16 protein-coding genes are annotated in these 12227 nt (G+C 41.2%); all 16 read left to right on the top strand.

What is annotated here, in order from left to right:
* The first annotated feature begins 8 nt into the window (after positions 1–8).
* The 16 genes from DTW91_RS00830 (at position 9) to DTW91_RS00755 (ending at position 12173) form a co-directional block, all read left to right on the top strand.
* Positions 9–464 (top strand): DUF6973 domain-containing protein, encoded by a 456-nt coding sequence (locus tag DTW91_RS00830; RefSeq protein WP_317125999.1) that lies wholly within the window; start codon positions 9–11, stop codon positions 462–464.
* A 70-nt stretch (positions 465–534) separates the two neighbouring features.
* The gene (locus DTW91_RS00825) at positions 535–1935 is read left to right on the top strand and encodes a nucleoside recognition domain-containing protein (RefSeq protein WP_125201524.1); all 1401 of its coding nucleotides are present in this window, start codon (positions 535–537) and stop codon (positions 1933–1935) included.
* 11 nt (positions 1936–1946) lie between these two features.
* Entirely contained in the window at positions 1947–2345 is a 399-nt protein-coding gene (locus DTW91_RS00820; RefSeq protein WP_125201523.1) for a hypothetical protein, read from the top strand.
* A gap of 74 nt (positions 2346–2419) precedes the next feature.
* The gene (locus tag DTW91_RS00815; protein ID WP_125201522.1) at positions 2420–3181 is read left to right on the top strand and encodes an alpha/beta fold hydrolase; all 762 of its coding nucleotides are present in this window, start codon (positions 2420–2422) and stop codon (positions 3179–3181) included.
* A gap of 92 nt (positions 3182–3273) precedes the next feature.
* Positions 3274–3897 (top strand): ribosome biogenesis GTP-binding protein YihA/YsxC, encoded by a 624-nt coding sequence (yihA, locus tag DTW91_RS00810; RefSeq protein WP_125201521.1) that lies wholly within the window; start codon positions 3274–3276, stop codon positions 3895–3897.
* Positions 3890–4339 carry a GNAT family N-acetyltransferase gene (locus tag DTW91_RS00805; RefSeq protein WP_125201520.1) on the top strand — a complete coding sequence of 150 codons (450 nt, stop codon included), beginning with the start codon at positions 3890–3892 and terminating at the stop codon, positions 4337–4339. Before yihA ends, DTW91_RS00805 begins: the two co-directional genes overlap by 8 nt.
* A gap of 261 nt (positions 4340–4600) precedes the next feature.
* Positions 4601–4852 carry an AtpZ/AtpI family protein gene (locus DTW91_RS00800; protein WP_125201519.1) on the top strand — a complete coding sequence of 84 codons (252 nt, stop codon included), beginning with the start codon at positions 4601–4603 and terminating at the stop codon, positions 4850–4852.
* Positions 4853–4912: 60 nt separating this feature from the next.
* Positions 4913–5284: a hypothetical protein gene (locus tag DTW91_RS00795; protein ID WP_125201518.1), complete on the top strand. Its 372-nt coding sequence runs from the start codon at positions 4913–4915 to the stop codon at positions 5282–5284.
* 58 nt (positions 5285–5342) lie between these two features.
* Positions 5343–6452, top strand: coding sequence for a F0F1 ATP synthase subunit A (gene atpB / locus DTW91_RS00790; RefSeq protein ID WP_125201517.1), 1110 nt, complete (start codon positions 5343–5345; stop codon positions 6450–6452).
* A gap of 37 nt (positions 6453–6489) precedes the next feature.
* Positions 6490–6684 carry an ATP synthase F0 subunit C gene (atpE, locus tag DTW91_RS00785; RefSeq protein ID WP_125201516.1) on the top strand — a complete coding sequence of 65 codons (195 nt, stop codon included), beginning with the start codon at positions 6490–6492 and terminating at the stop codon, positions 6682–6684.
* Between the two features lie 82 nt (positions 6685–6766).
* Entirely contained in the window at positions 6767–7264 is a 498-nt protein-coding gene (locus DTW91_RS00780) for a F0F1 ATP synthase subunit B (RefSeq protein WP_125201515.1), read from the top strand.
* Positions 7265–7269: 5 nt separating this feature from the next.
* Entirely contained in the window at positions 7270–7806 is a 537-nt protein-coding gene (gene atpH, locus DTW91_RS00775; protein WP_125201514.1) for an ATP synthase F1 subunit delta, read from the top strand.
* 11 nt (positions 7807–7817) lie between these two features.
* Positions 7818–9395, top strand: a complete 1578-nt coding sequence (gene atpA / locus DTW91_RS00770) for a F0F1 ATP synthase subunit alpha (RefSeq protein WP_125201513.1) — start codon at positions 7818–7820, stop codon at positions 9393–9395.
* A gap of 89 nt (positions 9396–9484) precedes the next feature.
* On the top strand, positions 9485–10351 hold the full coding sequence (gene atpG, locus DTW91_RS00765) for an ATP synthase F1 subunit gamma (protein ID WP_125201512.1): 867 nt from the start codon (positions 9485–9487) through the stop codon (positions 10349–10351).
* A 151-nt stretch (positions 10352–10502) separates the two neighbouring features.
* Positions 10503–11858 carry a hemolysin family protein gene (locus DTW91_RS00760; protein ID WP_125201511.1) on the top strand — a complete coding sequence of 452 codons (1356 nt, stop codon included), beginning with the start codon at positions 10503–10505 and terminating at the stop codon, positions 11856–11858.
* 15 nt (positions 11859–11873) lie between these two features.
* Positions 11874–12173, top strand: coding sequence for an ATP-dependent Clp protease adaptor ClpS (locus DTW91_RS00755; protein WP_125201510.1), 300 nt, complete (start codon positions 11874–11876; stop codon positions 12171–12173).
* Positions 12174–12227 lie beyond the last annotated feature (54 nt).

The raw sequence follows: 12227 nt of genomic DNA, 5'->3' as shown, positions 1-12227 counted from the left end.
TTCGTAAATTGTTCCGTGTTTTTTCCATTGGGATCAAGCATCCTATTTTTGCGTTTTTATACACTTATGCCAGTTTGAAAGCATTCGGAAAAGCAAAGGAACTGTACCCCAATTCCAGTACCAACAGCGGCATAGGCAATGCTTTCCGCCACGCCTATTGGTGCTGCCTCATGATGATGTATTTCTGTAAAATTTCTTCGCCGGAAAAGGCTTTGAAATGGTGTCAAAAACTTACCGATATGCACGAAGAATTGTTCCCCAACAAAGCATTGGAAACTAAGATGGATCTTCACAACAATCGGGTGGGAATGGATTATTTTATGAGTCTCCTGCAGGGGGTTCACCGCCAATTCTTCGAAAGTTCTTTCTTCATAGAAGAGCTTCAGAAAAAAGCGAAAGATGCCGTTCTAATAACTTCTGCCGACGAAGAAGTTGACAAAACAAAGCTTATCTATCTGGAATAATAAAGGTTTTATGCGGAATTTCTTTTTAGCTTGCTTTTTTCATACATTTACTAAAAAAATAGGTTAATCAATGGTTCTAAGCAGGATTTGGTCCGCCTTCATCATCGTAGCGATTGCAGTGGCTTCCGTCAAATATTTGAGTTCAGATCACTACAAGCAGATTTTCAACGATATGGTGGTTGGAAAAGGTGGCGATACGATTCAAATCTCTCAGGAACCTTTGGCTCGGTTTCCAGCACATATTCAGAAATCTTTGCAGGCTAATCCTGATTTTGAAGAAAGTCATATTCACTACAAAATGGACTCGCTTCAAAATGTGAGTACTTATAGGATTCAAGCAACCGACGGCGTCATCGGGACCAGCGAAACAGCGGTCAATATCTGTCTGAAATTGATAGGAATAATGGCCTTATTTATGGGTTTTATGAGCATTGCCGAAAAAGCAGGCGGCATCAATTTCCTCAGCCGATTGATTCAGCCCTTCTTCTCCAAATTATTTCCCGACATCCCGAAAAACCATCCATCATTTGGTCATATGATGCTGAATTTCAGCGCAAATCTATTAGGACTGGACAATGCGGCAACCCCATTCGGACTCAAAGCAATGGAAAGCCTCCAAACCCTGAATCCCGATAAAGACAGAGCCAGCAATGCGCAAATTATGTTTCTCTGTCTCCACGCCAGCGGATTGACATTGATTCCGGTTTCCATCATCGCCATCCGCTCCTCGATGGGATCTCAGACGCCAACGGATATTTTCCTGCCGTGTATGATTGCGACGTTCTGCGCCACTTTGGCCGCAATGACAATTGTTTCGATCAGACAAAAAATTAATCTTTTTCAGCCGGTTATTTTGGCTTATGTTGGTGGTATTTCTGCCCTTATTGCCTTACTGGTCATTTATTTAGTTCAATTGAGTAAGGACGAGTTAGATTCTTTCAGCAAAGTGATGAGCAACGGTATTATCCTATTGATTTTTTTAGCGATCGTTGTTGGCGCAGTTTATAAAAAAATTAACGTATTTGATGCTTTTATCGATGGTGCTAAGGAAGGTTTTTGGGTCTGCATCAAGATTATTCCATATTTGGTAGGGATGTTGATAGCCATTTCCTTATTGCGAACGAGCGGTGTTTTCGAAGTGATAATAGACGGTATGAAATGGATGGCGAGTGCGTCTCATCTGGACACCAGATTTGTTGACGGATTGCCCACTGCTTTGATTAAACCCTTGTCGGGCTCCGGTGCGCGAGGAATGATGGTGGACACGATGAAAACCTTCGGGGCAGACAGTTTCGCGGGGAAATTATCAGCCATTTTGCAGGGAAGTTCCGACACGACGTTTTATGTGATTGCCGTTTATTTTGGCGCAGTCGGCATCAGAGATACAAGATACACAGTGGGATCGATGTTGTTGGCAGATCTTGTGGGCATCATTGTTTCGATTATATTGGCCTATTTGTTCTTCGGATAAAAAATTCTAAAATGATTCAGGACAAAGATTTCACACTCAGATTAATAAGACAACTCACGCAGGCTTTGGAAAAATTACTTCTCGGGAAACCGGAAGAAAGTCTGATGCAGAAGGAACTGGATTTCGATTCTTTGATGAAGGATATTTTCAAAATTGATTTTGCTGATTTATCCTCCAAATCCGTTGAAGAAATCGTAGAAATGGTAAAACTGCGCGAACCAAAAGACCATCCGCATTATTATGAAATGCTGGCGAATGTTTTTATGTTTCATTATATGGCAGTAGGCAAAAAAGACTTTGCGGAAAAGGCAAAAACATTTTACGAACTATATCTGCGAACCAGCGGAATATTCTCAATGCCGGTCATCAACCGTATCGATGAACTGAAAGGAGTGTTAAATATAAATTAAAATTTAGCTTTAATAAAGTGCAAAACAAAAATTAATCTTTTATTTGTATTTTAAGCGGCGATCGAGATAGCATTATGATTTTTAAAACCAAAAAAGACACGAAATATACTTATGTGGAAGCGGGTGAAGGCCATCCTATGGTGCTTCTGCACGGCTTGATGGGAGGCCTGAGCAACTTCGATAAAATGATTAATTTTTTTGCCGAGAAAGGTTATAGGGTGATCGTCCCCCAACTGCCAATCTACGACCTGCCCATTCTGAATACCAATCTCACTTCCATTTCGAAGTTTGTTGCCAAGTTTATCACCGATGTCATTGGCACACCTGCAACCGTTGTGGGTAATTCTATGGGCGGACATATTGGGCTTATTCTTACGATCTCCCGACCCGAGCTGGTTCAGAATTTAGTTTTAACGGGGAGCTCCGGCTTGTATGAACGGACTTTTGGAGATAGCTTCCCCAGAAAAAGCGACAAAGTGTATATCAAAAGGAAGACGCAGGAGGTATTTTACGATCCGGCTATCGCAACCGATGAGTTGGTAGATGAGGTTTTCGCTGTTGTCAATGACCGAATGAAAGGCATCAAAACGGTGATGCTGGCGAGAAGTGCCATCAAACACAATATGCTGAATGATCTTCCCAAAATAACTTGCCCCACCTGCATCATCTGGGGAAGGCAAGACAATGTGACGCCGCCGGAAGTGGCCGAAGATATGCACAAGTACATTAAAAACTCGGAGTTATATTGGATCGAAAAATGCGGGCATGCGGCCATGATGGAAAAGCCCGACGAGTTCAATGAAATCCTCTACAGCTGGCTAAAAAGAGTGAATTAATATCTGAACTTAATAAATCTTCCGAACCATCAAGCCATTGAATTTTAATCCAAAAGTAATTTGATTTGTAGATGGTTTTCATATAAAAACAAATGGTCATCAAAAGCGCAGAATTTGTCAAAAGTAGCCAAAAATGGCAAGACTGTCCCGAGCCGGCATTGCCGGAATATGCATTTATCGGACGTTCCAACGTGGGCAAATCATCGCTCATCAATGCTATGACCAATCATAAAGATCTTGCGAAAACCTCGCAAACGCCGGGAAAAACGCAGCTTATCAATCACTTTTTGGTGGATGAAAGCTGGTTTCTTACCGATTTGCCGGGATACGGCTACGCCAAAGTTTCCAAAAATATGAGAAAGGATTTTGAAAAATTAATTACCAATTATATCCTGAATCGGCAAAATCTGGTCAATCTTTTTGTTTTGGTGGACACGCGTCTTTCGCCCCAAAAAATCGATCTCGAGTTTATGCAGTGGTGTGGGGAGAGCAGCGTCCCATTTTCCATCGTTTTTACCAAAGCCGACAAACTGAAACCCGGCGGAGCAGACAGAAATGTGGATGCATACAAAATGGAACTTCTGAAAACCTGGGAAGACTTGCCGGAAATCTATGTCACGTCTGCTGAAAAAAAAACGGGAACGGAGCAGATTCTCAAATTTATCCAAGATACCAATCAGTTTCTCATCAAAAACAAAGTGCGTTTCGATGACTAATATTGAGTGGAAGATCAAAACATTTTCGGAACTTACCACGACGGAACTTTATGAAATCATCAAAGCCAGAATTAATGTTTTCGTCGTAGAGCAGCATTGCCCGTATGCGGATTTGGACGATTACGACCAATTGGCGCTTCATCTATGGGCAGAGAACGGGGACGAAGTTTTGGCGTACTGCAGGATTTTCGACAAAGGTATCAAATATCCCGAAGCATCTATAGGAAGGGTCGTCACCACCAAAAAGATGCGCGGCAGTGGTTTGGGAAAGCAGTTGATAAAATTTGCCTTGGAGGTTATAGAAAATCGGTTGGGTACCGCCGAAATCCGGATTTCTGCACAGAGTTATCTTTTGAAGTTTTATTCCGCTTTTGGATTTGCAGAGACCGGGAAAAAATATTTGGAAGACGACATTCCCCATATCGAAATGCTAAGAAAATAAAAAGAGCCTAAAGTTGTCCTTCAGACTCTTTGGAACCCTTTATAATTCATCACTTGTGTTCTTACGATTATTAATTTGATACAAAGGTAAATACATAAAATGACATTTCCTTACGGGAAACCGTAAAATGGAAAAATAATTAAAAATAATTTTATTTTAGCTTGAAAATTAAAAACCTTGGCGCATTCGCTTTGAGAATGAGATAGATAATTATCAGGTTTTAGTTGGCCGAGATTGTTTACTTTTGTAAAAAATATAATTTTGGACGGCAAGCAAAGTAGAAACACCAATGCGCTACGGAAATACGGGCTCTATTCTTCCATAGTTTTCCAAATGCTCTTCATCATCGGGATTTCCTTTTGGGGAGGTCACCGGTTGGATCTTTATTTCGAAACCGGCTCTAGTGTTTTGGCTTTAGTTATCGGCCTTAGTGGGCTTTGTCTTTCGCTTTATACCACTTTGAAAAGATTGGAAGTTTTGAATAAAGAGGAAGAAAACGAAGCACATAAATAATCAGTTGGTCTATTTTGCGAGAAATTTTTTAGCCTTACCATTAAAAGAATATTACCGTAGATGCAGAACAGGAAAAATACCGTCATCAGTGTCTTGTTTTTCTCGACATTTATCATTCATTTTTGTTTGTGGAAGTTTATGTTTCATCTGGACGAAGTCATTATCATCAAGTTCTACCTTTTCCTCAGTCTTATTTTTATGATGATGGTAACGCTTCTTTTGATTATCAACAAGACAGCGCCGCAATTTGTGGGACTTTCCGTTCTGGGTTTGATTTTAATAAAATTCTTTTTGATGTATCTTATCAAAAACAAACTCCATTTTGACGAAATCCCGGGTTACAAATTTCATTTTATTTTGCCTTATTTGGTTCTTACTGCGCTGATTACATATTATGCAATACAGCTTATTAATTATGACAAAAAACAGTAAATTTATTCTTGAAAAGAAAAAAAATAAGCTATTTTTGCACAACGAAAAAAAATCATCAATGCTAAAGAAAACGGCTATTTTATTTTACAGTTTTATGACATTTGTGCTCGCCTTTGCGCAGCACGATAATGCTGGTAATCAGCAGGGTAGAGCTGTGACTGAAACTTCTGCGCTTTCTGAAAAAGAGAAGATATCCCAAGAAAACAAGGAGTATATAGATCATGACATTCTTGATGCTCATGATTTTACGTTGATGGTTGATAAAGAGGGTCATCACATAGGTTTTCCGCTACCTGTGATTATTTATGATGAAGGCTTTCATGTTTTTATGAGTAATGCTGAGGGTAAAGGTGGCGAATTTATACACGGATATCCGATAGAAAGTAAAGGCAAATATTACAAGCTTTATCACGAAAAAATCTATAGAACCGACGCTTCGGGCGATTTAAAACTCGATGAAAACAACCACCCGACTGTGGACAGAGTTTTGGATCTATCCATCACCAAAAGTGTTCTGATAATTTTGTTGGTGTCTGTGTTGATGGTGTTTATTTTCGTAGGAATGGCAAGGTCTTACAAGAAATCTTTGGTGCCGGCAGGGGTTGCCAAGTTCTTTGAGCCGGTGGTGGTTTTTATAAGAGATGATATTGCCATCCCAAACATTGGTCATAAGTACAAGCGCTATATGGGTTATCTCCTGACTGTGTTTTTCTACATTTTATTTTTGAATATTTTAGGCTTGTTGCCTTTCGGGATCAACGTCACAGGCAATATTGCGATTACATTTTTCCTGGCGGTTTTGACGTATCTTATTACGACTTTTTCTGGAAATAAAGATTACTGGCAGCACATCTTCTGGATGCCCGGCGTGCCTGTGCCGATGAAATTGATTATGATGCCGATAGAATTGCTGGGAACCATTACAAAGCCTTTTGCATTGATGATCCGTCTATTTGCTAATATGACGGCCGGACATATCGTAATAATGAGCTTGATCGGGTTGATCTATGTTTTCAAAAATGTGATTGCAGGAATTGCCTTCCCTTTTCTCACGTTTGTCATCTATTTGCTGGAGGTGTTGGTAGCGTTTTTACAGGCCTATATTTTTACGATGCTGTCTGCACTTTTTATTGGGATGGCGGTAGAAGAGCACGAGCATGCTCATTAATAAATTAATGAAACAAATTTTTTAAATTATATATTTTATGGAAATGCCTAAAATTGTTGGTGCAGGTATAGCTGTACTTGGTGCCGGTATCGGTATTGGAAGAATTGGTGCGGCAGCTCTTGAAGCGATCGCCAGACAACCGGAGCAGTACGGAAGGATCCAAACTGTGATGCTTATTGCTGCGGCACTTATAGAAGGTGTTGCATTTGCTGCATTGTTCGCAGTGAACTAATTGAAAACCAAAAATATTGTTGCAGCGGTTGGCTGCAGCAATATTTTTAATTTAAATTTAAAAAAATCATCTAAGTTATATAATGGAATTAATTAATCAGTTTTCATCCGGATTGTTTATTATCCAATCTGTCATTTTCTTGATCTTGCTGTTCGTCTTGGGTAAGTTTGCATGGAAACCAATTCTGAAATCCATCGATGAAAGAGAGACCTCCATCATCGATGCTATGAATCAGGCCAAATTGGCTAGGCAGGAAATGGCTCATTTGAAAGAAGATAACGAAAGAATCATTCGCGAAGCAAGAGCCGAGAGAGACCTCATCTTGAAGGAAGCAAGAGATATGAAAGATAAAATCATCAGCCAAGCTAAAGATAGTGCCAAAATAGAAGGCGAAAAAATGATCGAAGCGGCAAGGCAATCCATCCAAGCGGAAAAAAATGCTGCTATGGCAGACATCAAAACCCAAATCGGAGTCTTGTCCGTGAGCATCGCCGAAAGAATTCTGAGAGAAAAATTGAGCACTGACAGCGCACAAAATGCTTTGGTCGAAAATATTCTAAACAACTCAAACTTAAACTAATCGAGATGGCCAACTCCAAAGTCGCTAAAAGGTACGCTCAAGGTCTGTTGGATTTCACGCAAGAATCCGGAAATACGGACGTGATTTTCGGTGAGATGAAGGCCATCGTGAAAATATTGTCTTCATCCAAAGAACTGAATCGATTTATGAATTCGCCGATCATCGATGCAAAAAAGAAAGAAACAATCGCTTTGCAGATTTTCAAAGATTTTTCTCCGGTTTCTAAGAACATTATCCGATTGGTCATCAAACATGGGAGAGAATCTCATCTGAAAAACATCGCTCAGGAATTTATCAATAAAGTAGAAGACATCAATGGCACGCAGCGTGTCTCCTTGGTAACTGCCTCGGCTTTATCGGAAAAAAACATTCAGCGCATCATCACCGATTCCAAGATGGTCAACGTTTCCAATTATGATTTGAAGACCAACGTGAAACCGGAAATATTGGGAGGTTATATCCTGAGAGTTGGCGATCAGCAGATCGACGCATCTGTGCGAACAAAGCTGAACAACATCAAAAAAGAATTTCAACTTAATTAAAATAACCTATAATGGCAGAAATAAATCCGGCAGAAGTATCAGCGATACTGAAGCAGCAATTAGCTAATTTCGATACACAATCTAACATAGAAGAAGTTGGGACTGTGCTTACAATCGGGGATGGCATCGCCCGCGTTTACGGTTTGGAAAATGTACAATACGGAGAATTGGTAAGATTCGAGGTGGGTGTAGAGGGGATCGTGCTAAACTTGGAAGAGGATAATGTGGGGGTGGCACTTCTTGGCGAATCCAAACTGGTAAAAGAAGGCGACACGGTAAAAAGAACCAACAAAATATCCTCCATCAACGTGGGTGAAGGAATGCTTGGCAGAGTAGTCGATACGTTAGGCGCTCCAATCGATGGCAAGGGACCCATCACTGGCGAACTTTACGAAATGCCGTTGGAGCGGAAAGCGCCCGGCGTCATCTTCCGCCAACCGGTGACCGAGCCACTTCAAACCGGCATCGTGGCCATCGATTCTATGATTCCTATTGGAAGAGGACAAAGAGAATTGATCATTGGAGACCGGCAAACCGGTAAAACAGTCGTAGCCATCGATACCATTATCAATCAAAGAGAATTTTATAACGCCGGACAACCGGTGTACTGCATCTATGTGGCGATTGGCCAAAAGGCTTCAACCGTAGCCCAGATCGTGAAAACATTGGAGGACAAAGGCGCTTTGGCTTATACGGTAATCGTGGCTGCCAACGCTTCGGATCCGGTGCCGATGCAGGTTTATGCGGCGATGGCCGGTGCTTCTATCGGCGAATATTTCAGAGATACCGGCCGTCCTGCTTTGATCGTTTACGATGATCTGTCGAAACAAGCAGTGGCGTACCGCGAGCTTTCACTTTTGCTGAGAAGACCGCCGGGTCGTGAAGCATATCCGGGAGACGTCTTCTATCTACACTCCAGATTATTGGAAAGAGCAGCCAAAATCATCAAAGACGATACCATTGCATCCCAAATGAATGATTTGCCGGAGTCTATTCGGCCATTGGTAAAAGGTGGCGGATCTTTGACTGCGCTTCCTATCATTGAAACTCAAGCGGGTGACGTCTCTGCTTATATCCCGACAAACGTGATCTCGATCACCGATGGTCAGATCTTCTTGGAGACAGATCTTTTCAACTCAGGAGTCCGTCCGGCGATCAACGTTGGGATCTCCGTATCCAGGGTGGGAGGTAATGCTCAAATCAAATCTATGAAAAAAGTGTCTGGCACACTTAAATTGGATCAGGCTCAATATAAAGAGCTGGAAGCTTTTGCCAAATTCGGTTCCGATTTGGATGCGGCTACTATGGCGGTAATCTCTAAGGGAGAAAGAAACGTAGAACTTCTAAAACAACCGGTAAACTCGCCACTTCCTGTGGAAAATCAAGTTGCAATGATCTACGCCGGCACCGAGAATCTTTTGCGAGATATCCCCATCAGAAAAGTAAAAGAATTCCTCGTAGAATATGTGGATTTCTTGAAAAATAAACATCCGGAAGTAATGGCGGCTCTAAAAGCCGGTAAAATAGACGATCAATTGACAGGGGTTTTGAGGCAAGTTGCAACAGAACTCTCCGGAAAATATAATTAAAATTAGTTGAGGCTTCTTGGTGGATACTGATAGATGTTTTTTCTTGAACTGACAACCAACAACCGACTACCAACAACTAAGAATATAATATGGCAAACTTAAAAGAAATACGAGGCAGGATCGCATCTATATCTTCAACGATGCAGATTACGAGCGCAATGAAAATGGTTTCTGCAGCGAAACTGAAGAAGGCGCAAGATGCCATCATCATGTTGAGACCGTACTCGGAAAAACTTCAGGAAATCATAGAAAATGTGGTTGCAGCCTCGGATGCAGACAATATCTCGGAATTTGCATTGAAAAGAGATGAGAAGAAAGTTCTTTTCATCACCGTAACTTCCAACAGAGGTTTGGCCGGCGCATTCAACTCGTCCGTGATCAAAGAACTCAACGTAGGATTTGCTGCTCACCAAGACAAAGAGATCGAAGTTTTGACCGTGGGTAAAAAAGCCTTCGAGGCATTGCGGAAAAACAAAACGGTGTACGAAAATCACAGTTCACTGTACGACAATCTTTCCTTCGGTCGCGTTTCCAATATGACAGAGAAAATAATGTCCGACTTCAAAACCGGAAAGTTTGATAAAGTTTATGTCGTATACAATAAGTTCATCAATGCGGCCACGCAGGAAGTGGTGATGGAGCAGGTTCTGCCCATTTCGGTACCGGCAGATAAAATGGCTTCGGAAATTAATGTAGATTATATCTTCGAACCCGGCAGACAAGCAATTCTCGACGAGTTAATCCCCAAAGCCATCAAAACGCAGATTTTCAAAGCTATTTTGGATTCTGTTGCAGCCGAGCACGGCGCCCGGATGACCGCTATGCACAAGGCAACCGACAATGCTGAAGCCCTCAGAAATGAGCTTAAGATCTACTACAACAAAGCAAGACAGGCAGCTATTACCAACGAAATATTAGAAATTGTTTCCGGAGCCGAAGCTCTGCAGAACAGTTGATCAAAATAAAAGTTAAAGTTATCGTTAGTTGTAAAAAGCATTGAGAGTCAAATCCCAATGCTTTTTATTTTCTGAGTTGCTCTCCAGTCTAAACTTAAATTTAAAGTGAAAAAAAATATCTATCTTTGCAGAGATTGTATAGCAACCACCAATGGACTCCGATAGTTTAGTCAATCTACTTATTGCATTCTTTTTAGTCCTTCTGAACGGTTTTTTCGTGGCCGCCGAGTTCTCAATAGTAAAAGTGCGATATTCCCAAATCCAAGTGAGAGCTGCCGAGGGCAACACGATGGCCAAAAAAGCGGAAGGGATCATCAAAAATCTTGATGCTTATCTTTCTGCAACTCAGCTCGGGATCACGCTCGCCTCCTTGGCATTAGGCTGGGTGGGAGAAAGCGCGCTGCATCATATCATAGAAGCAACTTTCCATTCTTTGAATATCGAACTTGCCGCAGCCAGTGTGACCACTATTTCTGTAGTTTGTAGTTTCTTGCTGATTACCATTATGCATATCGTCTTTGGAGAATTAGTCCCTAAGTCAATTGCAATAAGGAAATCGGAGGCTACTACGCTTTTCATCGCATATCCGCTGCATTTATTTTACAATATCTTCCGGCCGTTTATCTGGCTGATGAACTCCTTATCTAGCGCATTTCTGAAACTGATAAAGATTCATCCGGCATCTGAGCAGGACATTCACTCCACCGAGGAGTTGCAATTATTGGTAAAACAATCGGCAGACAGTGGCGAAATAGAAGAAGAAAATTATGAGATCATAAAAAATGCCTTTGATTTTACAGATCACAATGCGAAGCAGATTATGGTCACAAGACAGAATATCTCCTCCATCGATATTGATGATGATCCCGAGGACATTATCAATCAGATTATGGACAGCGGCTACTCGCGGATTCCCGTTTATGAAGGTTCTATTGATAATATCATCGGCATATTCTATACCAAAGAAATCATCAGAGAATATATCAAAAGCAAGGGACAAGTGACCCACGAGACTCTGAGATCCTTTATGAGAGAGCCTTTTTTTGTAGTTGGGAGCAAGAAAATTTCCGATCTTCTGAAGGTGTTTCAGCTCAAGAAGCAGCATCTGGCTATTGTCATTGATGAATTTGGAGGTACGGAGGGGATTATCACTTTAGAAGATATTCTTGAAGAATTGGTGGGCGAAATCCAAGATGAAGAAGATGAGGAAGAAAAAATTGTGGACAAAGTGGGCGAAAATATTTATTGGGTAAAAGCCACACAGCCACTGGACGAGATCAACGAACAGCTCCCAAAAAAAATACCACCCTCGGAAGAAGGAGATTACAACACGTTGGCAGGATTTATTCTGAACGAGTTGCAGGATATTCCCGAAGAAAATCAGGAGTTTGATTATGAAAATTATCATTTCAAGATTCTCAAAATGCAGAACAAAAGTGTGGAACTGGTGGAGCTGTTATACAACCAGCCTTCTGCAGAAGAATCCGGGGACGAAATCATCGAATAATTAAAATTTATTGTGATGAAAAACCATATTAAAAGCTATGACGAGCCGAAACGGCGGTACGAGGAGGATATTCTGACCTTGGAGTTGGAAGATGAAGTTTATAAACTGGTTCTCCATAATGACGATGTCAACACTTTTGATTTCGTGATTATGTGCCTTATGGAGATTTGCGAGCATACCTTGGAACAGGCCGAGCAATGCACGATGCTGGTTCATTACAAAGGAAAATGTACCGTAAAAACTGGCGCCCTGGAAAAACTAAAACCGATGCATCAGAAATTGCTAAACAGAGGGCTCAGTTCGGAAATCGTGTGACTGAATCACTTTAAAATAGTCCAAACTATCATATTGTAGTTAGCCTAACGCAAA

This window comes from Chryseobacterium sp. SC28 (assembly GCF_003932955.1).
Lineage (GTDB): Bacteria > Bacteroidota > Bacteroidia > Flavobacteriales > Weeksellaceae > Epilithonimonas.
Note: the sequence above shows the minus strand (reverse complement) of the source record. Positions and strands in the feature narration are given on the sequence as shown.

What these genes read in the sequence shown, in the direction of transcription:
- DTW91_RS00805 (WP_125201520.1), top strand. Translation starts at nt 3,890, where the DNA reads ATGACTAATATTGAGTGGAAGATCAAAACATTTTCGGAACTTACCACG.
- DTW91_RS00815 (WP_125201522.1), top strand. Translation starts at nt 2,420, where the DNA reads ATGATTTTTAAAACCAAAAAAGACACGAAATATACTTATGTGGAAGCG.
- atpG (WP_125201512.1), top strand. Translation starts at nt 9,485, where the DNA reads ATGGCAAACTTAAAAGAAATACGAGGCAGGATCGCATCTATATCTTCA.
- yihA (WP_125201521.1), top strand. Translation starts at nt 3,274, where the DNA reads ATGGTCATCAAAAGCGCAGAATTTGTCAAAAGTAGCCAAAAATGGCAA.
- atpE (WP_125201516.1), top strand. Translation starts at nt 6,490, where the DNA reads ATGGAAATGCCTAAAATTGTTGGTGCAGGTATAGCTGTACTTGGTGCC.
- DTW91_RS00820 (WP_125201523.1), top strand. Translation starts at nt 1,947, where the DNA reads ATGATTCAGGACAAAGATTTCACACTCAGATTAATAAGACAACTCACG.
- DTW91_RS00825 (WP_125201524.1), top strand. Translation starts at nt 535, where the DNA reads ATGGTTCTAAGCAGGATTTGGTCCGCCTTCATCATCGTAGCGATTGCA.
- atpA (WP_125201513.1), top strand. Translation starts at nt 7,818, where the DNA reads ATGGCAGAAATAAATCCGGCAGAAGTATCAGCGATACTGAAGCAGCAA.
- DTW91_RS00780 (WP_125201515.1), top strand. Translation starts at nt 6,767, where the DNA reads ATGGAATTAATTAATCAGTTTTCATCCGGATTGTTTATTATCCAATCT.
- DTW91_RS00795 (WP_125201518.1), top strand. Translation starts at nt 4,913, where the DNA reads ATGCAGAACAGGAAAAATACCGTCATCAGTGTCTTGTTTTTCTCGACA.
- atpH (WP_125201514.1), top strand. Translation starts at nt 7,270, where the DNA reads ATGGCCAACTCCAAAGTCGCTAAAAGGTACGCTCAAGGTCTGTTGGAT.
- atpB (WP_125201517.1), top strand. Translation starts at nt 5,343, where the DNA reads ATGCTAAAGAAAACGGCTATTTTATTTTACAGTTTTATGACATTTGTG.
- DTW91_RS00760 (WP_125201511.1), top strand. Translation starts at nt 10,503, where the DNA reads ATGGACTCCGATAGTTTAGTCAATCTACTTATTGCATTCTTTTTAGTC.
- DTW91_RS00755 (WP_125201510.1), top strand. Translation starts at nt 11,874, where the DNA reads ATGAAAAACCATATTAAAAGCTATGACGAGCCGAAACGGCGGTACGAG.